Origin of the sequence: Psychrobacillus glaciei (assembly GCF_008973485.1) — a bacterium.
Lineage (GTDB): Bacteria > Bacillota > Bacilli > Bacillales_A > Planococcaceae > Psychrobacillus > Psychrobacillus glaciei.
Window position 1 is genome coordinate 812,814 of sequence record NZ_CP031223.1, and the last position, 23,588, is coordinate 836,401.

22 protein-coding genes are annotated in these 23,588 nt (G+C 31.9%); 21 read left to right on the plus strand and 1 reads right to left on the minus strand.

Annotation, left to right across the window (positions count from 1 at the left end):
* Nucleotides 1-68 precede the first annotated feature (68 nt).
* The 21 genes from PB01_RS03800 (at nt 69) to PB01_RS03895 (ending at nt 22,931) form a co-directional block, all read left to right on the plus strand.
* The gene (locus tag PB01_RS03800) at nt 69-797 is read left to right on the plus strand and encodes a YveK family protein (protein ID WP_151698958.1); all 729 of its coding nucleotides are present in this window, start codon (nt 69-71) and stop codon (nt 795-797) included.
* A 3-nt stretch (nt 798-800) separates the two neighbouring features.
* Nucleotides 801-1,502 (plus strand): CpsD/CapB family tyrosine-protein kinase, encoded by a 702-nt coding sequence (locus PB01_RS03805; protein WP_151698959.1) that lies wholly within the window; start codon nt 801-803, stop codon nt 1,500-1,502.
* Nucleotides 1,503-1,570: 68 nt separating this feature from the next.
* A complete protein-coding gene (locus tag PB01_RS20835; RefSeq protein WP_192797461.1) occupies nt 1,571-2,338 on the plus strand; it encodes a tyrosine-protein phosphatase in 768 nt (255 codons plus the stop codon).
* Between the two features lie 209 nt (nt 2,339-2,547).
* On the plus strand, nt 2,548-4,389 hold the full coding sequence (locus PB01_RS03815) for a polysaccharide biosynthesis protein (protein ID WP_151698960.1): 1,842 nt from the start codon (nt 2,548-2,550) through the stop codon (nt 4,387-4,389).
* A 21-nt stretch (nt 4,390-4,410) separates the two neighbouring features.
* The gene (gene galU, locus PB01_RS03820) at nt 4,411-5,289 is read left to right on the plus strand and encodes a UTP--glucose-1-phosphate uridylyltransferase GalU (RefSeq protein WP_151698961.1); all 879 of its coding nucleotides are present in this window, start codon (nt 4,411-4,413) and stop codon (nt 5,287-5,289) included.
* A 131-nt stretch (nt 5,290-5,420) separates the two neighbouring features.
* Nucleotides 5,421-6,539: a DegT/DnrJ/EryC1/StrS family aminotransferase gene (locus tag PB01_RS03825; RefSeq protein ID WP_151698962.1), complete on the plus strand. Its 1,119-nt coding sequence runs from the start codon at nt 5,421-5,423 to the stop codon at nt 6,537-6,539.
* Nucleotides 6,536-7,192 carry a sugar transferase gene (locus tag PB01_RS03830; RefSeq protein WP_151698963.1) on the plus strand — a complete coding sequence of 219 codons (657 nt, stop codon included), beginning with the start codon at nt 6,536-6,538 and terminating at the stop codon, nt 7,190-7,192. The genes PB01_RS03825 and PB01_RS03830 overlap by 4 nt, the downstream gene beginning before the upstream one ends.
* The gene (locus PB01_RS03835) at nt 7,189-7,707 is read left to right on the plus strand and encodes a GNAT family N-acetyltransferase (RefSeq protein ID WP_151698964.1); all 519 of its coding nucleotides are present in this window, start codon (nt 7,189-7,191) and stop codon (nt 7,705-7,707) included. Before PB01_RS03830 ends, PB01_RS03835 begins: the two co-directional genes overlap by 4 nt.
* A gap of 1 nt (nt 7,708) precedes the next feature.
* A complete protein-coding gene (locus tag PB01_RS03840; RefSeq protein ID WP_151698965.1) occupies nt 7,709-8,764 on the plus strand; it encodes an aspartate aminotransferase family protein in 1,056 nt (351 codons plus the stop codon).
* The gene (locus PB01_RS03845; RefSeq protein WP_225986155.1) at nt 8,752-9,795 is read left to right on the plus strand and encodes a lipid II:glycine glycyltransferase FemX; all 1,044 of its coding nucleotides are present in this window, start codon (nt 8,752-8,754) and stop codon (nt 9,793-9,795) included. Before PB01_RS03840 ends, PB01_RS03845 begins: the two co-directional genes overlap by 13 nt.
* Nucleotides 9,796-9,797: 2 nt before the next feature.
* Nucleotides 9,798-11,009, plus strand: a complete 1,212-nt coding sequence (locus tag PB01_RS03850) for a glycosyltransferase family 4 protein (RefSeq protein ID WP_151698966.1) — start codon at nt 9,798-9,800, stop codon at nt 11,007-11,009.
* A gap of 18 nt (nt 11,010-11,027) precedes the next feature.
* Nucleotides 11,028-12,047, plus strand: a complete 1,020-nt coding sequence (locus PB01_RS03855; protein ID WP_151698967.1) for a polysaccharide biosynthesis protein — start codon at nt 11,028-11,030, stop codon at nt 12,045-12,047.
* Nucleotides 12,047-13,156: a polysaccharide biosynthesis C-terminal domain-containing protein gene (locus PB01_RS03860; protein ID WP_151698968.1), complete on the plus strand. Its 1,110-nt coding sequence runs from the start codon at nt 12,047-12,049 to the stop codon at nt 13,154-13,156. The genes PB01_RS03855 and PB01_RS03860 overlap by 1 nt, the downstream gene beginning before the upstream one ends.
* A 3-nt stretch (nt 13,157-13,159) precedes the next feature.
* Nucleotides 13,160-14,290 carry a non-hydrolyzing UDP-N-acetylglucosamine 2-epimerase gene (wecB, locus tag PB01_RS03865; protein WP_151698969.1) on the plus strand — a complete coding sequence of 377 codons (1,131 nt, stop codon included), beginning with the start codon at nt 13,160-13,162 and terminating at the stop codon, nt 14,288-14,290.
* A complete protein-coding gene (locus PB01_RS03870; protein ID WP_151698970.1) occupies nt 14,287-15,345 on the plus strand; it encodes a glycosyltransferase in 1,059 nt (352 codons plus the stop codon). Before wecB ends, PB01_RS03870 begins: the two co-directional genes overlap by 4 nt.
* 25 nt (nt 15,346-15,370) lie before the next feature.
* On the plus strand, nt 15,371-16,663 hold the full coding sequence (locus PB01_RS03875; protein ID WP_151698971.1) for a glycosyltransferase family 4 protein: 1,293 nt from the start codon (nt 15,371-15,373) through the stop codon (nt 16,661-16,663).
* Nucleotides 16,653-17,792 carry a hypothetical protein gene (locus PB01_RS03880; protein ID WP_151698972.1) on the plus strand — a complete coding sequence of 380 codons (1,140 nt, stop codon included), beginning with the start codon at nt 16,653-16,655 and terminating at the stop codon, nt 17,790-17,792. The genes PB01_RS03875 and PB01_RS03880 overlap by 11 nt, the downstream gene beginning before the upstream one ends.
* 32 nt (nt 17,793-17,824) lie before the next feature.
* Nucleotides 17,825-18,925 carry a polysaccharide pyruvyl transferase family protein gene (locus PB01_RS03885; protein WP_151698973.1) on the plus strand — a complete coding sequence of 367 codons (1,101 nt, stop codon included), beginning with the start codon at nt 17,825-17,827 and terminating at the stop codon, nt 18,923-18,925.
* Complete coding sequence (locus PB01_RS03890) at nt 18,922-20,205, plus strand: lipopolysaccharide biosynthesis protein (RefSeq protein ID WP_151698974.1); 1,284 nt, start codon at nt 18,922-18,924, stop codon at nt 20,203-20,205. The genes PB01_RS03885 and PB01_RS03890 overlap by 4 nt, the downstream gene beginning before the upstream one ends.
* Nucleotides 20,206-21,343: 1,138 nt before the next feature.
* Entirely contained in the window at nt 21,344-21,496 is a 153-nt protein-coding gene (locus PB01_RS20840) for a YwzD family small protein (RefSeq protein WP_192797462.1), read from the plus strand.
* Nucleotides 21,497-21,803: 307 nt separating this feature from the next.
* On the plus strand, nt 21,804-22,931 hold the full coding sequence (locus PB01_RS03895; protein ID WP_151698975.1) for a DegT/DnrJ/EryC1/StrS family aminotransferase: 1,128 nt from the start codon (nt 21,804-21,806) through the stop codon (nt 22,929-22,931).
* 217 nt (nt 22,932-23,148) lie between these two features.
* On the opposite strand, the gene PB01_RS03900 is transcribed toward PB01_RS03895, so the two are convergent.
* Nucleotides 23,149-23,466 carry a hypothetical protein gene (locus PB01_RS03900; RefSeq protein ID WP_151698976.1) on the minus strand — a complete coding sequence of 106 codons (318 nt, stop codon included), beginning with the start codon at nt 23,464-23,466 and terminating at the stop codon, nt 23,149-23,151.
* Between the last annotated feature and the right edge of the window lie 122 nt (nt 23,467-23,588).

Below are 23,588 nucleotides of genomic sequence, written 5' to 3' on the forward strand. Positions count from 1 at the left end.
AATATATGTTATAATAGAATTTATTAGTAAATGAAGATATTTGAGGAGTAAAGGGGAAACTAGTACATATGGAAGAAACGATTAGTTTACAAGACTTATATAAAACACTGAGAAAACGAATTGGTCTAATAATCAGTATGATGGTCCTTGCAGTTATCATTGCTGGAGTTATTAGTTACTTCTTTTTGACACCAATTTACCAGGCTTCAACGCAAATTCTTGTCAATCAACAAAAAATCGAACAACAACAGTTTAATTCACAAGACATACAAACGAATCTTCAACTGATTAATACATACAACGTCATTATAAAAAGTCCAGCGATCCTATCGAAAGTAATTGAAAATCTAGATCTTGATACGACGCCAGCTGCATTAACAAACAAAATCACGGTATCCAATGCGCAAAACTCTCAAGTAGTGAATATTAGCGTACAAGATCCAGAATCATATAAAGCAGTCGATATTGCAAATACAACCGCGCATGTGTTCCAAGAAGAAATCCAAAAGCTAATGAAGGTAGACAATGTAAACATTCTATCGCCAGCAGTTCAAATGGAAAATCCATCACCAGTCAAACCAGATCCAGTTCTTAATATGGCGATTGCTGCAGTAGTCGGATTAATGCTCGGTGTTGGAATTGCATTTTTACTCGAACACTTAGATACGACGATTAAAAACGAACAAGATATTGAAGACATTCTTCAACTCCCAATACTAGGTCTTATAAGCCCTATCCAAGAGAATAAAAATGTGGATATTGTTACGAAGATTATGCCACGACGAAAGCGAGTGTAAAGCATGGCGAAAAAAACAAAAAGTTTACAGCAAGTGGCACGTAAATTAGTGGTGATAACGGATCCAAAATCGTTTGTATCGGAACAATTTCGTACTGCACGCACAAATATTAACTTTTCCAAACCGGATGGAGAGTTAACGACTTTGCTATTCACTTCTTCCGTACAAGCTGAAGGAAAGTCCACATCATCTGCTAATTTAGCCTGCTTGTTTGCACAAGAAGGTAAAAAAGTGATCTTAATTGATGCAGATATGCGCAAACCAACCGTACACTATACGTTTCATCTTACAAACACGATAGGGCTATCCAATATTTTAACGAAGAAGACTCCAGTGTTGGAAGCGTTGAAAGAAACAGATATAGAAAACCTTCAAATTATTACGAGTGGACCAATTCCACCGAATCCAGCAGAGTTGTTAAGTGCCAAGTCTATGGATGACATGATAGAAGAGTTGAGAAAGCATTTTGATCTCATTATATTTGATGCACCTCCAGTACTATCGGTAACAGATGCACAAATTTTGGCGAATAAGAGCGAAGGCACGGTGCTCGTCATCAGTGCAGGAGCAACGGATAAAAAAAGTGTGCTAAAAGCAAAAGAACTGTTAGTTGCTTCCAAGGCTAAAATTATTGGAACTGTACTCAATAACTTCAATCTGGAAAAAGATCATTATTATTACCAATACTATGGTTCAGAGGAGTAAAAAGCACTTAGGGTGCCTTTTACTCTCTTTTATTTTACTTTTATTACAAGGAACGGGAGAATTAGGCGATGATCGATATACATAGTCATATATTATATGGGATAGATGATGGACCTTCAACTAGAGAAGATACCATTAAAATGCTCGAAAATGCGGTGAAAGAGGGAATAACCGAGATTATTTCTACATCGCATGCGTACCATCCGCAATACCATGCAGAAGCAAGCGCAGTAAAGCAACAGCTCATTACATTACAACAAGAAATCGATAAACAAGAGATTCCTTTAAAATTACATATTGGTCATGAAGTTCGTTTAAGAGATAATATCGTCGACTTACTGAAGGAACAAAAGATTCTTACATTAGCAGGCTCTAAATACTTGCTTTTGGAACTACCTTCTCAAGGGATACCAAAATACACGACGCATGTGATTCATGCGTTATTATCCGAGAACATATTGCCTATTATTGCACATCCTGAAAGAAATAGAGCCATTGCAGAAAATCCAGCTAGGTTAACAAAACTTATCAATAACGGTGCAATTGCCCAAGTTACTGCTGGTAGTTTAGCTGGTCATTTTGGAAGAGGAATTCAAAAGTTATCGTTACAATTGGTAGATGCAAATTTAGTCCATACATATGGATCAGATGTACATAACTTGAAAACGAGGCCATATAAATTTGACGCGGGACTTCGGTATTTAGAAAAACATAAAAGATTGGATGCAGTCGACATTTTTCTTGAAAATAATGCAAGAATCGTTGAAAACGAGGAAGTTATTATTTTAGAGCCAGAAGACCTAGGAAAATCGAAATGGTGGAATATTTTTGCGTAGATTAATAGATTTTTGTTAAAAATATACACTCGACAATATGCCGAAAAATTCCATGGATAATAAATTACAATTTCAAAAAAACTTATAGTGAATCAAAAGTACCGCTTTTGTGGTAGAAATAATGCCTTTTTAAATAAAATGCCCTAATAAATTACCAATAGTGCTATAATATTCTATAGTAGTTTAAGTAAAAGGGATGAGGGATTTGCGTGTCACTTAGGAAAAGAATGTCGATGTTGGTAATAGTCGATTCTTGTATAGTGTTATTTTCCATTTACATTGGTTATTTCTTACTATATCCAATTGATAATCCTTTTACGGACCTATTTCTAATAACTAGTTCATTTACTATTTTTATCGCACATCATGTTTTAGCGATGTATTTTGGGCTATATCGAAAGGTTTGGGAATATGCGTCTGTACGAGAGTTGTGGTTGATTTTCAAAGCAGTAACTATATCCATACTTGTCGTAGCGATTGTACAAGCTATTCTTCCAGGGGAGATATTATTTAGAGCGTTATTAATCACGTGGATGCTTCATATATTACTCATCGGAGGCTCCAGGTTATCATGGAGAGTTTTCCGTGATTCATACATATCAGGTGAAAAGTTCAATGAACAAAGAAAGCGTACACTCATAATCGGAGCAGGGTCAGCGGGTACGATGATTGCTCGTCAATTATTTAAAAATATGGAGTCACCATTACAGCCAATTGCTTTTTTAGATGATGATTCGAAAAAAAAGGGATTAGAAATCTTTAATATTCGCGTATTAGGTGGAACTGAAATTATTGCGGATGCAGTAAAAGACTTGGATATAGAACATATTATTATAGCCGTTCCATCTATGGACAAGCAAACAAGTACGATGCTCATGCAACAGTGTTTGGACACTGGTGTTCATACGCAAATAATGCCTTTAATAGAAGACTTATTAACAGGCAAAGTATCTATTAATGAAATAAGAGATGTGAGAATAGAAGATTTACTAGGCCGCGAAGAAGTAGAACTAGATTTGGCATCTATCTCTTCGAAGTTAACGAACAAAAAGATTCTCATAACCGGAGCGGGCGGCTCGATTGGATCTGAGATTTGTAGACAAGTAGCAAGATTTGACCCTAGTGAGATCATTCTCCTTGGCCATGGCGAAAATTCTATTTATACAATAGACATGGAATTGCGTCAAAAGGTTTCACCAAATACAAAGATTATTCCGATCATCGCGGATGTTCAAGATAGAAATCGAATTTTTGATGTTGTAGCGGAGTACAAACCAGATGTGATGTATCATGCTGCTGCGCATAAACATGTTCCGTTAATGGAATACAATCCAATGGAAGCAGTGAAAAATAATATTTTCGGTACAAAGAATGTTGCGGAAGCAGCGGATATGTTTGGTGTAGGATATTTTGTCATGATTTCTACGGATAAAGCAGTAAACCCACCGAATATAATGGGTGCAACGAAGCGCTTTGCTGAAATGATCGTTCAGAATCTTGCAAAAGAAAGCACGACAAAGTTTGCGGCAGTACGTTTTGGAAATGTACTAGGATCCCGTGGAAGTGTCGTGCCATTATTTAAAAAACAGATTGCAGCAGGCGGACCGATAACTGTAACAGATCCAGAGATGACTCGCTATTTTATGACGATTCCAGAAGCATCCAGACTAGTCATTCAAGCAGGAACGATGGCAAGTGGGGGAGAAGTGTTCGTGTTAGACATGGGAGAGCCTGTGAAAATTGTCGATCTTGCGAATAATCTTATTCGACTATCTGGGTATAGTGAAGAGGAGATTGGCGTTCAATTTTCGGGTATTCGACCTGGTGAGAAGATGTTTGAAGAGTTATTGGATGAGAAGGAAATCCAAAGCAAGTATGTATTTCCGAAGATTCATATTGGCCGTGCGACGCCGATTAGTTATGGCGAGTTGACTTATGTACTGGATAAGTTGCTTGATATGACGGTGGATGACATGAAAGTGTTGTTGATTGGTTTAGCAAATCGGAAGAATGTGAAACAGATGTTATCCGAACCAGTGACTGTTAGTTAAGTTCATTAGGGAGTGTGCAGGATGAAAAAAGTACGAAAAGCGATTATACCAGCAGCGGGACTTGGAACACGTTTCCTTCCTGCGACAAAAGCGATGCCAAAGGAAATGCTGCCGATCGTGGACAAGCCGACGATTCAATATATTGTCGAAGAGGCGGTTGCTTCTGGTATTGAGGATATTATTATTGTGACTGGTAAAGGAAAGCGTGCTATTGAGGATCATTTTGATCATTCGTTTGAATTAGAAGAGAACCTGATGCAAAAAGAGAAGTATGACTTGCTGGAGAAAGTAAAAGCATCTTCCAAGGTAGAAATCCATTATATTCGTCAAAAAGAACCAAAAGGACTAGGACATGCGGTATGGTGTGCGAGAAAGTTCATTGGAGACGAGCCGTTTGCTGTGCTTTTAGGGGATGACATTGTGCAGAGTGAGACGCCTTGTTTGAAACAACTAATGAACCAATATGAGGAAACGCTTTCATCCGTCATTGGAGTGCAGACTGTTCCTGATGAAGTGACGCATCGTTATGGAATTGTGGAGCCGAAGATGCAAGACGGTAGAAGATATCAAGTAGAAAATTTTGTCGAAAAACCAGCACAAGGAACCGCACCTTCTAATCTTGCTATCATGGGCCGTTATATATTAACTCCGGAGATTTTTATGTTTCTAGAAGAGCAGAATGTAGGAGCGGGTGGAGAGATCCAGTTGACGGATGCGATTCAGAAGTTGAATCAGATTCAGCGTGTATTTGCTTATGATTTTGAGGGTAAGAGATATGATGTTGGGGAGAAGTTGGGGTTTATTACGACTACGATAGAGATGGCTTTGCAGGATGATGGGTTAAGGGATGATTTGTTGGAGTATTTGGATGGGTTGATGACGAGTCGGTTGGTTGTGTAGGAGATTAAGAGATTTAAAGCCCATATTTAATGGGCTTTATTTGTGAGTTTACGAATAAATACATAATTTATAAATGGTCAAATAAATGAATACATAAAAAAGCTATTTAAATAGGAAGGAAGTCAACCCTAATGCAAGATAAAGTATTTCTATCATCTCCACATATGAGTGATGAAGGCTATGAAATGGAATATGTAAAAGAAGCATTTGATACAAATTGGATTGCTCCACTTGGAGAGAATGTCAATGAGTTTGAAAAAGAGTTAGCTTCAAAAGTTGGTTCTAAAGCAGCTGCAGCACTTAGTTCTGGTACTGGGGCTATTCATCTTGCACTAAAAGCGGCTGGGGTTGAATCAGGAGATATAGTTTTCTGTCCTACTTTAACATTCTCAGCTACAGCTAATCCGATTATTTATCAAAATGCCATTCCCGTTTTTATAGATAGTGATTATGAAACTTGGAATATGTGCCCGCAAGCATTAGAAGAAGCTTTCGAGAAATATCCAGAAGTGAAAGCAGTTATTGTTGTTCATTTATATGGTTTGTCTGCTGATATGGATAGAATTGTTGAAATTTGTAAGAGACATAATGTTGCTTTAATAGAAGATGCTGCAGAATCTTTAGGAACTTACTATAAAGGAAAGCATACTGGAACTTTTGGGGATTATGGTATCTTTTCTTTTAACGGAAACAAAATTATTACTACATCTGGTGGCGGGATGCTTGTTTCTAATAATGAAGAAAGAATTGCTAAGACAAGATTTTGGGCTACTCAAAGTAGAGATCAAGCAAGACATTATCAACATAGCGAATTAGGGTTTAATTACCGTATGAGTAATGTGGTTGCTGGTATTGGTAGAGGTCAGCTTAAGGTGTTAGATCAAAGAGTAGAGAAGAAAAGATACATATTTGATTTTTATAAGAGAGAATTGGGTGGGCTTGACGGTATTGAGTTCATGCCTAGCAATGACTGGAATGAGCCGAACTATTGGTTAAGTAGCATGACTTTATATGGCAAGATTAGACCAATTGATGTGATGGAAGCACTTGAAAAAGAAAATATTGAGTCAAGACCTGTGTGGAAGCCGATGCATAAACAACCGTTCTTTGAAAAGTATGATTTTGTTGGTACAGATGCTTCTGAGAAGTTGTTTGAAAATGGGGTTTGTTTGCCGTCTGATACGAAGATGACGGATGGGGATTTGGAGAGAGTTGTGGAGATTGTTAAAGGGTTGTGGCGAGAGCAATGAGAAATTCTAAAGGTGGGATTTATAGAAGGTTTATAAAAAGACCAATGGATTTTGTATTGTCTTTGATTGCTATTTTCGTTCTTAGTCCAGTTCTTTTGGTAGTTGCGGTACTTGTTAGAACAAAGCTTGGCAGTCCAGTGTTGTTTAAACAGCAAAGACCTGGTTTGAATGAGAAGATTTTTAAGATGTATAAGTTTCGGACGATGACGGATGAGAGTGATAGTAGTGGTGAACTTCTTCCTGATAGTGTGAGGTTGACTAGGTTTGGGAGGTTTTTGAGGTCAACTTCTTTGGATGAGCTGCCTGAGCTTTTTAATATTTTGGTGGGGGATATGTCTGTTGTTGGGCCGAGGCCGTTAGCTATTCAATACTTACCTTATTACACTTTACATGAAAGAATTAGACATTCTGTTAGACCCGGACTATCAGGATTGGCACAAATAAATGGAAGAAATACTTCTTCATGGGAACAAAGATTTTCCTACGATATAGATTACGTTAATAATATTAATTTTATTGGCGATATAAAAATTATCTTAAAGACAATTTTAAAGGCAGTTAAAAGATCTGACATTGGAGAGCGCGGAGTAAATTCACCACCTGATTTTGATAAATACAGAAAAAAATATGAAGCAGGAGGTACTTCGAAATGAATATAGTCGGTGAAAAAATAATATTACGTGCTATAGAAATAACTGATAAAGAAGTACTACTAGATATTATAAATGATACTGAGACAGAATATTCACTTGGAGGATGGTCTTTTCCTACTTCAAGTCTTTATCAGGAAGAGTGGATTAAGGCTCAAAAGCCAAGTACACATATCTTACGTTGCATGATTAATGATACCAAAGATAATACAACAATAGGTACAGTTATACTATCAGATATTGATTATAAAAATGGCAATGCAGAGGTTCATATCAAGTTACTAGGAAATTCTAGAGGTAAAGGTTATGGTGCAGATACAATTAATACTTTGATAAAGTATGCATTCAATGAACTAAGGTTGAATTGTGTTTATGCTCATGTTAATGCTTATAATATTGTCTCACAAAAACTCTTTGAAAGATGTGGTTTTGTAAAAGAGGGCATATTAAGGAATAGGATATTTAAAAAAGGCGAATATCATAATGTCATAGCGTTATCAATATTAAAAGAGGGATAATATGGAAATTGGTAGTGAGTTTTGGGAAGTTGAGACAGATAACTTGAGTAAATTTACTCTAGATGCACCACATAATTTTTTTTTGACAGGAAGAACAGCTTTAGATTATCTAATAAAAGAAATGAAATTATATAAAGTTGTGAAGAGTGTGTATATGCCGTCATATTGTTGTCACTCAATGATTCAGCCCTTCCTTGATAATGGAGTCGATGTTGAATTTTATGAAGTACTCTTCGAGAACGGTAAATATACTTATAAAATAGATTTTGAAACCACATGCGATGTAATTTTTATTATGCAGTACTTCGGATATTGTAATGAAAAAGTTAGTGAACTTATTATTAAATATAAGGAACTAGGTAAAATAATTATAGAAGATGCTACCCATTCTTGGTTGTCAGATGTTCCGTATAATCAAGAATCTGATTATGTATTTGCAAGTTTTAGAAAATGGACAGGATTGCCAGGTGGTGCTGTTGCAATTAAGCAGGAAGGACAATTTTGTATTGATGGCGCTAAAGAAACTAATCTCGAATACATTCAATTGAGAAAAAAAGCTTTTTTTCAAAAAAAACAGTTTATCGAGAATGGTTTAGGGCAGAAAGAGACATTTTTAGAATACTTTAATCAAGCGGAAAAATTAATCGAAGATAGTTATCAAAATTATAATATCCAACAGGATATCGAAGATCTTATTAGTTCATTAAATTTCGAGAGAATTAAAGAGAAAAGAAAACAAAACTCTAGATATTTAATTGATGGTCTAAAAAAATTTCCTAAAATAGAAACGGTTAGTCTTGAAGAAGGAGATGTACCCCTATTTGTACCGATAATTGTTCCTTATGGCAGAAGAAATGAACTTCATCAGTACTTTATTAATAATGATATATACTGCCCAGTTCATTGGCCAATTTCTGACAAGCATTGTTTACATAATAAATTCTTATACAATAATAGTATGTCAATAGTATGTGATCAAAGGTACGATCTATCAGATATGAAAAGAATACTAGAAACTTTAAAAAAATTTGTGGAGGATAATTTGTGGCAGAAATAAATGTAATTACAATTAATGAGTCAGAAAAATGGGATGAAATTGTAAAAAGTTTTGAAATTTATGATGTGAATTATCTGAGTGGCTATGCAAAGGCGTTTCAACTTAATGGAGAGGGAGATCCTCTTTTATTTTGTTATGACGATGGTATTACTAGAGCTATAAATGTTGTAATGAAAAGGGATATTGCAAAATCTGAAAAATTCGAAAAAAAATTACCCTTAAACACTTGGTACGATCTTTCTACACCGTATGGTTACGGTGGATTTTTAATTAATGGTGATGATTATGAAAAGGTGAACAATGCTTTTAATTTGTATTGTAAGAATAGTGGATATGTGAGTGAATTTGTAAGATTCCATTTGTTTAACGATTATTCCTCATATTATGATGGGACAATTGAATCCCATACTCAAAATATAGTACGAGATTTAGGACTACCACTTGAAGAGATGATAATGGATTTTGAACATAAAGTTAGAAAAAGTTTGAAAAAAGCTTTAAGAGAAGAATTAGAAGTTGAAATTGACTCTACAGGTGAAAGATTAGAGGAATTTCTAGATATTTATTATCAAACCATGGAGAGTAATAATGCTAATGAAAGTTTCTATTTTCCAAAAAAGTTTTTTGAAACTATTAATAACATGAAAGAAAATTTTATATATATACATATCTTACATGAAGGAAAGATTATATCCACCGAACTTGTTTTATATGGACCTGAAAATTGTTATTCATTTCTAGGGGGGACTAATCGTGAATACTTAAAATTGCAGCCTAACACACTCTTGAAGTATGAAATTATTAAGTGGGCGAAGACAAAAGGTCTTAAAAGATTTATTCTTGGTGGTGGCTATGGCAATAACGATGGTATTTTTAAATATAAAAAGAGCTTTGCACCAAATGGAATCTATGATTTTTATATTGGAAAGAAAATAATAGATGAAACCAAATATTATAACTTGCTATCAAGAAGAAAATCTGAACTTTTGGACGAGAATAACATTACTTTCTACCCAAAATATAGGGGGTAATTATGAATATTATATTTTTAACATTAAGTGATATTAATTCAATATATGATAGTAATATATATACTGATTTACTAAAAGAGTTTAAGAATCATGGACACAGTATATATATTGTAAGTCCATGTGAGCGCAAAAACAAAAAAACAACGTATGTAATAGAAGAAGATATATGTAAAATATTGAAGGTAAAAGTAGGGAATATACAAAAGACAAACATTATTGAAAAAGGTATATCTACAGTTTTGCTAGAAACTAATTATAAGACTGCGATAAAAAAATATTTGAAATACAAACGATTTGATTTAATTCTTTATTCTACTCCACCGATCACATTAGCAAGTACAATTGAATATCTTAAAAAACGTGATAACGCTAAAACATATCTTTTGTTAAAAGATATCTTTCCACAAAACGCAGTGGATTTAGGTATGTTAAATAAAAATGGGTTAAAACGTGTTCTCTATGATTATTTTAGATTTAAAGAGAAAAAGTTGTATGAAATATCTGATTCCATTGGATGTATGTCACAAGCGAATGTAGATTTTATTGTTAAACATAACCATAATATTTCACCTGAAATTATAGAAGTTTGTCCTAATAGTATAGCTCCTTTAGTGATAGATAAAGATGAAAAAAAGATAAAAGAGATCAAAGATAAATATAAAATCCCAAGTGATAAAACTGTTTTTATTTATGGAGGAAATCTTGGGAAACCACAAGGAATTAACTTTTTGATTGATTGTTTGAAGGCAAATAAAACGAATGAACAGGCTTACTTTATTATTGCGGGTTCAGGGACAGAATATAATAAACTTAAGACTTTTTTAGATATTGAAAAACCTGTAAATGCACAGTTGTTTAAACAATTACCAAAAAAAGATTATGAAGTATTAGTGAATTCATGTGATGTAGGTTTAATATTTCTTGATAAGCGATTTACAATACCGAATTTTCCGTCAAGGCTTCTTTCATATATGCAGGCTTCTATGCCAGTCTTAGCAGCAACAGATGTAAACACTGATATTGGACAGATTATTGAACAAGGTGAATTCGGCTATTGGTGTGAAAGCAGTGATGTTAGGCAATTCAATCAAAAAGTACTGCAGTTATGTAATAGAGATTTAAGAAATCAAATGGGTATAAATGCTAAACGGTATTTAGAAGAGAATTATACTACAAAGCACTCGTATGAAATAATAATGGACCATTTCAAGTAACTGAAAAGAGGTAATGAAATGTTTAAGGATAAAACCTTGTTGATAACTGGTGGTACAGGTTCTTTTGGGAATGCTGTGATGGAGCGTTTCTTACATACAGGTATAAAAGAAATACGTATTTTTTCTCGAGATGAAAAGAAACAAGATGATATGCGTAAACTTTATAATAATGACAAGTTAAAATTTTATCTTGGAGACGTTAGGGATTTAGCAAGTGTAAGATATGCTATGAATGATGTAGATTACGTATTTCATGCTGCTGCACTAAAGCAAGTACCATCATGTGAATTCTTCCCAATGGAAGCAGTTAAAACAAATGTTATTGGCACAGAAAATGTATTAAATGCATCCATTGAATACGGAGTGAAAAAAGTTATTTGTTTATCTACTGATAAAGCTGCATACCCAATAAATGCAATGGGTATATCGAAAGCTATGATGGAAAAGGTTTTTGTAGCAAAAGCAAAGACTGTGTCACCAGATAAAACATTAATTTGCGGAACGAGATACGGGAATGTCATGGCTTCTCGCGGATCAGTTATTCCACTTTTTGTTGAACAGTTGAAAGCGGGAAAACCTCTTACTGTAACTGATCCAGAAATGACTCGTTTTTTAATGAGTTTAGAAGAAGCTGTTGAACTTGTATTATTTGCATTTGAAAATGCGAATGCAGGTGATATTATGGTTCAAAAATCTCCTGCTTCTACAATTGCGGACTTGGCACAAGCGTTGAAAGAAATATTTAGCGTGGAGAATGAAGTTAAGATTATTGGAACAAGACATGGTGAAAAACTCTATGAAACGTTGTTAACTAGAGAGGAAAATGTTGTTGCTCATGACTTAGAAGGGTTTTATAGAGTTCCAGCAGATAATCGAGATTTAAATTATGATAAGTATTTTGAAGAGGGTGATGAAAAACTCTCTTCTGACGAAGAATATAATTCTCATAATACATATCGTCTAACAATTGAACAAATAAAAGATAAACTACTGCAACTTCCTTATATACAAACTGAATTGAAAAGGTGGGCTAACTAGTGAAAGTTCTTGTTACTGGAGCAGCAGGTTTTGTGGGACGAAATTTAGTAGCTGAATTAAAGAATAGGGGCTATACTAATTTATTTTTGTATACTAGAGAACATTCTTCAGAAGACTTAGAGCGATTTACAAAGGAATGTGATTTTGTATTTCACTTGGCAGGGGTAAATAGACCAAAAAATGAAAGTGAATTCATGGAAGATAACTATGAGTTTACTTCCAAGTTATTAAGTTTGTTAAAGAAACATAATAATGCTTCGCCCATACTTGTTACATCTTCCATACAAGCCGAGTTTGACAATCCTTATGGTACTAGTAAAAAAGCTGGAGAAGATTTGATATTTCAATATAGTGAAGAGACTGGTGTAGATGTCCTTGTATATAGATTACCTAATGTATTCGGGAAATGGAGTAAACCAAACTATAATACTGTAGTTGCTACATACTGCTACAATGTTTCCAGGAATTTTGATATACATGTAAACAACACTGAGGCAAAATTATCGTTATGTTATATTGATGATGTGATAAAAGAATTTATTAAGGCACTTGAAGGAACTCCAAATAAACATCAGACCTATTGTTTTGTAGAAACAATATATGCAATTAAATTGGGGGATCTAGCAAATCGTATCCAAAGTTTTAAAGAAACTAGAACCAATTTAAGTATTCTAGATATGGAGGATGCATTAACTAAAAAACTGTATAGTACATATTTAAGCTTTTTACCAAAGGATCAATTTTCTTATGATCTAAAGATGAACTGTGATGAAAGAGGATCATTTACAGAATTTATTAGAACACCTGAAAGAGGTCAAGTTTCTGTTAATGTATCAAAACCTGGTATTACAAAAGGTAACCATTGGCATCATACTAAAAACGAAAAATTCTTAGTTGTTAGTGGTGAAGGTTTGATTCGGTTTAGAAAATTAGAAGCTGAAGAGATTATCGAATATAGAGTAAATGGAGAAAAATTACAGGTAGTAGATATTCCTACCGGATACACACATTCGATCGTAAATGTTGGAGAATGTGATCTTATAACAATTATGTGGGTAAATGAATGTTTTGATCCAGAAAAACCTGATACATACTTCTTGGAGGTTTAGTAGATGAAAAAGTTAAAAATCATGACAGTTGTAGGAACTCGTCCTGAAATTATCAGATTATCAGCAGTAATAAATAGATTAGAAGAATCAAGTGCAATTGAACATATATTAGTCCATACCGGACAAAATTATGATTATGAATTAAATGAAGTATTCTTTAATGATTTTAATTTAAGGAAACCTGATTATTTTTTGAATGCTGCTACTGGAACAGCAATTGAGACGGTAGGGAATATTCTTATTAAAATTGATCCTATACTAGAGGAAGTACAGCCTGAGGCATTTTTAGTCTTAGGAGACACGAATAGTTGTTTATGTGCAATTGCTGCGAAGAGAAAACAAATCCCAATATTTCATATGGAAGCTGGGAATAGATGTTTTGACCAAAGGGTACCTGAAGAAACGAATAGGAAAATTGTTGACCATACGGCTGACATTAATTTAACTTATAGTGATATTGCTAGAGAATATTTGTTAAGAGAAGGATTACCAGCTGATCGAATTATTAAGACAGGGAGTCCAATGTTTGAAGTTCTTAACTCTAGAAAAGCTGATATTGAAAAATCGGATGTGATAGAAAGATTAAGTCTTGAAGAAGGAAAGTATTTTGTAGTATCTGCACATAGAGAGGAAAATATTAATTCGGAAACCAATTTTATTGATTTAGTGGAGAGTTTAAATGCTGTTGCAGAGAGATATAATATACCGATAATTGTAAGTACGCACCCTAGAACACAAAATATGATAAATGCTAAAGGTATAGAGTTTAATCCATTGGTGAAGACTATGAAACCTTTAGGATTTAATGATTATGTTAAACTTCAAATGAAAGCTAAAGCTGTTCTTAGCGATAGTGGAACGATTAGTGAAGAATCTTCTATACTTGGACTTAAGGCTTTAAATATCAGAGAAGCACACGAAAGGCCAGAAGCCATGGAAGAGGCTTCTGTCGCAATGGTTGGTTTAAAAGCAGAACGTATTTTGCAAGGGCTAACGATTTTAGAAACACAAGAGAAAGATACACTGCGTTTAGTAGCAGACTACTCAATTCCGAATGTGTCGGAGAAGGTGTTAAGAATTATTTTATCTTATACTGATTATGTGAACAAAAAAGTTTGGGGTAGTAATATATGAGAATAGTAGTAAATGCAGCTGCAGCATCTTCAGGAGGAGCATTAACTATACTTAAGTCTTTTTATGGTAGTGTAATTCAAAACTATTCTAAAGAAGTTGAATGGATATTCTTAGTTAGTGATAACTATATAGAAGAACAAGAGAATGTTAAAACATTAGTATTAAAAGATATAAAGAAAAGTTGGTTAAATAGATTGAAGTTTGATTTTATAGTTGGAAAAAAATTGGTAAATGAATTGAGGCCAGATTTAATATTTTCATTGCAAAATACTAAAATCTACGGGGTCAAAACTGAGCAAATAATTTATTTACATCAACCAATACCCTATCAAAATATAAAAAAATTTAGTTTTTTTAAAAAAGAGGAAAGAATTTTAGCTATTTATCAGAAAGTAATTGGTAAGTTAATTGATTCTTCACTTTTAAATTCTAAATTAATAATTGTACAGACACAATGGATGAGAAATGCGGTTAATGAAAAATTAAAAATAAATATAGATAAAATTTTAGTTTATCCGCCAGATACTACTATTTTAACTAAAAAAATCTCTGGAAATTTCCAAAATAACTTATTTTTTTATCCAGCGTCAAAAATTATATATAAAAACCATCAGATTATTTATAAGGCTGTCGAAATTTTAAATAGTAAGGGGTACTCAGACTTTAAAGTTTTTTTAACCATAGAAGATAATTTAAGACATCCGAATATATCTTTTATTGGGAATTTGAAACATGAAAAGGTAATTGATTATTTTACTTATTCTACACTGATTTTTCCATCATATATTGAAACATTTGGGTTACCTTTAAAAGAGGCAAAAGATGTAGGGACAATTATTTTAGCTAGTGACACTTCATTTTCACAGGAAATATTAGAAGGTTATGAAAATGCGCACTTTTTTGGATTTAATAATGCTAATGAACTAGCAAACTTAATGGAGAAGGTAATTATTAAAGAAATAAATTTACAAGAATTTACTAATGTTACAGAAAAAAAAGAATCAAACAATAGCTGGCAAGAAATTATTAAGTTATTACATAATACTGCCAAATGAGACTTCCAGGAGGTAAGGAGAGATTATGGAAGATAGTATGAAAGTAATAGTAGTTCATCCTGCTCAACAGCATTCATTTAAAACCGCTGAAGCATTCAAAGAACACGGTATTTTGGATAAATATATAACTACAGTATATTTAAAGAATAATTCTCTTACTTTAAAAATCTTAAAGTTTTTAAAAGGAGATAATTTAAAGAGAGCTAAAAGTAGAAAGTCAAATTTATTAGAAGATAGTGAGATTGTACAATTCGGAGAGTTGTATAATTTATTAATATTATTTTTAAGTAGAATAGAAAAAAAAAGTTATATTTCAAATATAATTAAAAAAATTATGCTTAATCGATTTAACTCAAAAGTTTTTAAATATATAAAAAAACATAATATTAATGTTGTCATATCTTATGATACGCTATCCCTTTCATTATATAAAAAGTTAGATCACCATTTACCCCAAGTAATAAAGGTACTGGATATGTCTGCACCAAGTATAAACTATATGAATTTATTATTAAAAGATGATATAAAAAAATATGATGGGGACTCAAATTTTTTAAGAAAAGAAATTGAATCTAAAAAATATAACAAAGATATAATTGATTCCGAAGAAGAAATATTTAGAGCAGATTATTTTTTAGTAGCATCGCATTTTACTAAAAAATCCTTATTATATAACCAAATTAATGAAAAAAAAATTCATAAAGCTAAGTATGGAATAGATATTAATAATTATAATAGAAGATCAAAAAATAAACCTGATGAAATAGTATTTTCTTTTGTTGGCAGAGTGACACAAAATAAAGGCGCATGGTATTTTATTGATGCTGTAAGAGCTTTAAATGAAATATTGCCTATAATATATCCGAACATTAAAGTTAGATTTTTAATAGCGGGTCACTATAATAAAAAAGATACAAATATAATTAATGCCCCTAATAATTGTGAATTTCTCGGACATTTAACTAGAGATAAAATGTATGATTTTTATTCCCAAACAGACATTTTAATTTTCCCCTCAATTTCAGATGGATTTGGATTATCAGTTTTAGAATCATTAGCATCAGGCATTCCTGTAATTTGTGCAACAACTGCTGGAATAAGTGAAGAAATAAGGGATTATTATAATGGTTTTATTATATCGCCTCACAAACATAACGAGATTTTAGAAAAAATGATTTGGTTTATTGAAAATAGTCATAAAATCAAGGAAATGTCTCTTAATTCTATGAAAACAGCTCAGAAATTAACATGGGATAAATACAATTCTTCAATAGGAAGCTTTATTGAAATATTAAAGGAAAGATTAAATGAAAAATAATAAATTAATTTTTAGTATAGATAGATTAATTATTCTGTTGCTAAGCATGTATATTGTAATCAGCGTATTAGGTACATACGGAATAATAATATTTGATTATTATTTAAAACTTCTAATATTATTTTGTTTACTAACTTATGTAATGTTAAGTATTTATTTTAAAATACTAAATAAGTCTAAATTTAAGGTTATAGATATATTCTCTATTTTTTACATATTATATTATTTAATATACCTACTAATAAATAACAGTTTGAATCTAGGTTATGTATTAATAATATTCTATTTCCCTTTAATTACATTAGCAGCGTCTTTTTCAATAAAAAAAAGCAATCTTCAATTTGTATTGAATTTATTTTTAATTCTAAGTTTTTTCCTAATGCTAACTTTTTCTTATGAAACTATTATATTAGGTGAAGTTAATGGAATTTATATTAACACTATTTACTATTCTATTCTTTCAATTTTGTTTGTTCTTATAAATAAGAATGTTTTTGTAAAATATTTAGGTATTTTTTATATATTAATTTTATCTGCATATTCTTCAAAAAGAACCGCTTTAATAATAGCGCTAATTATAATTAGTTTAGAAATATTAAGGAATATTTCTAAAAACAATTCTTATTATCAAGTGTTTTTAAAATATCTTAAAATCAGTTTATCAATTTTTTTGGTTATTTTTTCTTTCTATGCGACTGTTGAAATTTTTAACTCCAAAATTGATGAGAAAATTCTAAATATATTCAATGATGGTGGTTCAGGTAGAACAGACATAATATATATCCTATTTAATGAATTAAAAATCAGTAATATATTTGAGATATTATGGGGACATGGAGTTAATTCTACTAGTATTTATACTGGTGGATTATCAGCTCATAATGATTTTTTAGAAGTTTTCTTTAACTATGGTTTATTTGGCTTAATGCTATATATTGTTTTTTGGGTAATTTTATTATATCGTTTATTAATTATGAGAAAAGCAAAATCAGATGATACTTTTGTATATATGATTTCAATTATAGTATTTTTGTTTGTGTCACTTTTCAGTCATTTAATTTATATTCCAACCTATATATTATTATTAATAGTATTTTGGAATATGGTATGGCAAAGACAAATAAAATAAAATAAAATTAATATACTGTGAGGTTAAATTTAATGAAATGTGGAATTATTACTTTTCATAGGGCGCATAATTATGGTGGGATATTACAAGCGTATGCATTATCTAATGTTATAAAAAAAATGGGGGTAGAATGTGAAATAATTGACTATCGGTGTGAATTTATAGAAAAATTATATCAACCATATTCACTAAGAAACTTACCATCAGCTAAAATGTTTGCATCAATTGTTTTAAGAAACGGTGCATTTAAAAAAGATACAAAAGTATTTCAAGATTTTAGAAGCGACTATTTACCTTTAAGTTTGAAAGCATATAATAACAGTGTCCAGTTGAAAGAGTTAAATAAGGAATATGATGTTTTTATTACAGGTAGCGATCAGGTTTGGAGCTACTTTACAGGTGGATTTGATAGTGCGTATTTTTTGAGTTTTGTAGATGATGTTTCAAAAAAAAATGCTTATGCTGCTAGTTTTGGAGTAAGTACAATACCAGAATCATTTGTAATTGAGTATAAAGAACGGTTACGTGATTTCAATACTATCACTTTAAGAGAAACACAGGGAAAAGATATTATAGAAAATTTATTAGGGGAAAAGCATCCAGTAGTATTAGACCCAACACTTTTATTGGATTATAAAGATTGGTCCATTTTAATCAGCAATAATTACAAATATACAAATACAAAATATCTTTTAGTATATTTAATAGCAGAATCAAAAGAGACGTTAGACTTAGCGAGAAAAATTGCTAAAGAACATGACTTAGTGATTTTTTATATCTCAAATAGAATATATAAAAAAAGAGATATGATCAATATGTCTGAAGTATCAGTAAATGATTGGCTTGATTTGTTTTATAATGCTAGTTTTATTGTAACAAATTCATTTCATGGAGTTGCGTTTTCTATAAACTTTAAAAAACAATTTTTTATGCAGTTATTACCTGGTAATGCTAAAGTTAATTCTAGGCTGGAAAATATTTTGAAAAAATTCAGACTTGAAAACAGACAAATAAATAATATAGAAAAAATTGAACTTATTCCAAATATTGACTATGAAGAGGTTGAAGTTATACTAGAAAGTGAAAGAAATAAATCAAAGAAATATTTAAAAAAAATTATTAATATAGTATGAAATTGCTAAAATCACTTTATAGTAATAAGATTTTTAAATCAATTTTAATTCTTTTATCAGGCACAATTTTAAGTCAAATTATTGTGTTAGCAGCTTCTCCATTGTTAACTAGATTATTTAGTCCTGAAGATATTGGTACTTTAACAGTATTTACAACTTTGTTGGTATTTATCACTATTATCATGACTTTTAAATACGAATTAGCTATTGTAATACCAAAATCTAAAAGAGAAGCTATATCTGTCTTTAATCTTACGATAATAATTGTAATAATGATGACTATATTACTAACTGTTACCCTGATTATTGGGAAGGACTTTTTTATCAGTGTTCTAAAACTAGATGAATTAAAGAGCATTTACTTAATACTGCCTCTAACCGCGTTTTTACTAGGAATATCAAACATTCTTAATTTTTGGTTTGTTAGAAGTGAATCTTATCAAACTATTTCCAAATCTAAATTAATACAAAGTACTGTAACGTCATCTTCTCAAATTGTGGGTGGACTTCTAAATCTGGGTACTAAGTCTTTAATATTTGGATATTTAATAGGTCAGTTTGCTGTCACACTGTTTTATTTACGGAAATTCAATAAAGATATAAAATCTAGTTATTTTTTTAGTAAGAAGGGGATCAAAAAAGTTGCTATAAAATATAATGATTTACCTAAATATAATGCAACTCAATCTCTTGTTAACTCTTTCTCAAGTAATTTTATAATAATTTTATTTTCAATATCTTTTAGTTCGGCGGTTGTAGGATACTATGCAATGGCCATAAGATTAGTCCAATTTCCAATTGCTGTAATCACTTCTTCTGTAAAGGATGTCTTTTTCAAAGAGTTGACAAAAGTTTTTAATAGTAATATTAAAAGATATCATATGTATTTATTGAAATATACTTTAACTTTAATAGTAATAGCCATAGTCCCTTTTGTAATTATCTACTTGTATGCTCCAGACATATTTAGCTTTGCACTAGGTGCTGAATGGGCAGTAGCAGGAGAATATTCAAAGTTTTTAAGTTTTTGGTTACTATGTGCATTTGTAAATACTCCGGCAATGCTAACAATTCAACTATTTAAAATGCAAAAATATTTATTAATTTATGAAATAGTCTTATTGATTGTCAGAATATCTATTATCTATTTTGCATCCATGAATTTAGAGCCGATATTCGTTATTATTATCTATAGTATAATAGGAGCTATGTTTAACTTAAGTTTAATAGCTATTGTTTACACATATATAAAAAAGTATGTTAAAAAGCTAGATGTGTAAGCGTCAAATTACTGACGCGTCCTTGTTTGATATAATTACATACTATTCTGAGTATTAACAACAATTCAAAACAGGTGCGATTAAGTAGAAAATATTGCGAAAAAAAGGTGTAATATGCAACTCGTTTTTTGTCGTCACTGCTTTAGTTAACGTTTTTTGGTTTTCTTTCGAATGTTCATAAACAGACCCCTCTCAAATGGTTGTATTTGCACAATTATAACACTCTAAGTGTCCATTATAAGGGGGTCGACCAAATGTGTCAGAAACAATTCTACACTATTCTGACAATAGACTACAATTCACTATTAAATATTATCTATTATACTTGCTCTAGGAAAGGAAGTAGAGGCTGTGTAAAGGGAGTAGTTTTCAACAAATATGATTGAGCAGATTTCCTCCTCAAAAATAACTTAAAAAAGTTTGAACAAATTAAATAAAAGATGTTTAATCATTTTTAAGCGGGGTATATAAATAGTACAAGGCGGAACTACCGTAGGAAGGGACTGGTAAACCATGAGTTTACAAGAGAATCTAATGGATGATTTGCACAGCCTTGGCGGAAAATTTGCTTTACTGGCGAAAGATACTCTCGTCGGGAACCGATATATTTAGGTTTTGATCCAGCGTATTTTATCTGCAAGTGAAAGAAAACTTTTCTGTGGAAGTGCACCTTAAGGTCTGATGGTTCCATATCAGACGACATAACTGCACTGACGAGATGAATGATGAAATTGTCAGTTACGGTTTAACTAAGCAACATTAACAAATTTTCCGAGTGTATTCCCTATTTAGGGAAAGAAGAAAGCGTAGCCCTATTAGGATTGCGCTTTTTTCTTTCCTTTTTTTGTCCCTGTGTAAAAAAACAATTCTACACTACTCTGATAACAGACAACCATCCTTTTTAAATATTCTCTAGTTTACATGATCAATAAAAGGAAATGAAAACATAAATAGCACTCGCATCACTTTTTATAGTATTTATTCAACTCAGTTCCTCTTGTATCAAATTTATTATTAAATTTATAGATTACGACTAATTTCGACATTATATTTAATGACTCTGCATTACAATATACTGAAAGATTATTATTTATTGATTGATACCACATGTAGTGAAAAACGTAGGAGGGATGGTTGCATGACAACAGAAGAATTACAAGAAGAATTCAAGCGTATTTTAGAATATGGCTATCGTCGAGGGAATGAGAATGATTGGATTAAAACGGATGATTTTATTGGAGAGTTATCTGAGCAACTAATAAATTTGTTGGATAAGGATAAAGTTAAATAAGGATGAAATAGAAGAACTAAATCCTAAATAAGGGCTCTTTCTGCTGTACTGCTCACTCAACTGTAGATTATTCTTTTGTTCACCACCATTCTAAAGCAATGATATAATTGAATTGTTATAAGTGGTTCAAACGTGCCACTAAGATTATGCTTTAATAGCAGGGATACATACAAAAGGTTATGTCTTCGAATGTGGACAGTTCTTAAAAGAAGAGTTGAAATGTCAAAAATGTAAGAGAGTACATACTTACTAAACTAACAGGAAATTAAAAAGGGTAAAAATTAAATTGGATAAAGGATGTTGGATTATGGAATTCAGAGATTTAAAGACTCAATACCAGAAATATAAACAAGAAATTGACTCTGCTATACAAAAAGTTGTTAATGATGCCAATTTCATTGGTGGTAACGAAGTAAAAGAGCTAGAAGAACAATTAGCAGATTATGTTGGGGTAAAACACTGTATTTCCTGTGCAAATGGAACGGAAGCAATGACTTTAATAATGATGTCTTGGGGAATCAAAGAAGGAGATGCAGTATTTATACCAGATTTCACCTTCTTTTCAACTGGAGAGATTGTTTCCTTTAAAGGTGCAACTCCAGTTTTTGTAGATGTAGATAGAGAAACATTTAATATAGATACAATTCAATTAGAAGAAGCAATTATTAAGACGATTGAAGAAGGAAAGTTGACTCCAAAGGTTATTATTCCTGTTGATTTATTTGGTCTACCGGCAAATTATCCTGAAATAGAGAGAATTGCTAAGAAGTATAATTTACTAGTCTTAGAGGACGGTGCCCAAGGATTTGGTGGTAATATTAATGGGAAAAGAGCATGTAGTTTTGGAGACGCAGCAACTACTTCTTTCTTTCCAGCTAAACCTCTAGGTTGTTATGGAGATGGCGGGGCCATTTTTACTAATGATGATAAATTAGCGGAATTACTCAAGTCTTTAAAAGTTCACGGAAAAGGCGAGAATAAGTACGATAATGTTCGAATTGGTGTTAACTCAAGATTAGATACTATTCAAGCAGCGGTATTAAAAGTAAAACTAAAAGCATTTATCAATCATGAAGTAGAAGATGTAAACCGAGTGTATAACTTATATAATGTAAGATTAAATGGAATTGTTGAAACTCCAAGCATACCAGAGGGATATTACTCAAGTTTTGCCCAGTACACTATTAAGCTAAAGAATAATGATCAGCGAGATGGTCTTCAAGCAAAATTAAAAGAAGAAGGTATTCCTAGTATGGTTTATTATGTTAAGCCAATGCACAAACAAGATGCTTTTGCTTATTTGGAATTTAATGATCAAGACTTTGAAACTACTAATAACCTTTGTGATATAGTGCTTTCTTTACCGATGCATCCATATTTGAGTGAAGAGGATGTGGATAAAGTTTGTGATGCGATTAAAGAGTTTATGTTTTAAAATCATCAAGTGAAGCTTCAACGCGCCAGAAACAATTCAAAAGTATTCTGACAATAAGCTACATTTCACTATTACATATCAAATCATGTCCCTGTGTTAGAAACATTCACGTTTGTTTCTAACACAGAGAACAAATTTTAGTTGCTTTGCACGGGTGCCAAGTGCGGCCACAATTCGCTGAAGAGCGCGAATGGTGTCCATACTTGGCACTCTTATTTTATGATGGCTCGTAATTCTCTGGAAAATAAAAATCTCCTAGTGGGACGTCAAAATACATAAACATATCCTTAAAATACGTCTCATCAATCAATTTGCGAAGCACACCTTTGTAATAACCAGGCAAGTTACGAATTTGTTTTCGCTTTGTTGCCATCACTGCAATTTTCAGCGCACGATAGGCAAGGTCTTCAAAAACTTCTCCATCCTCTTTATAAATATCAAAACGCAACATATCACTTGATAAAGACAGGTGGATGCCAAAAAAATTGCGTGCTGTTTTTGTTTCACCAATTGTATTCGAAAGCAATTCTTTCATTCTGCTAAATAGATGTAAACGCTAAAATAAAATGAACAGTTTCTGCTAAATAACATTGAACACTTTCGCTAATCTAATAGATTTTCAGTAAACTAGATATATTCGTTTATTGGGGGTCAGAC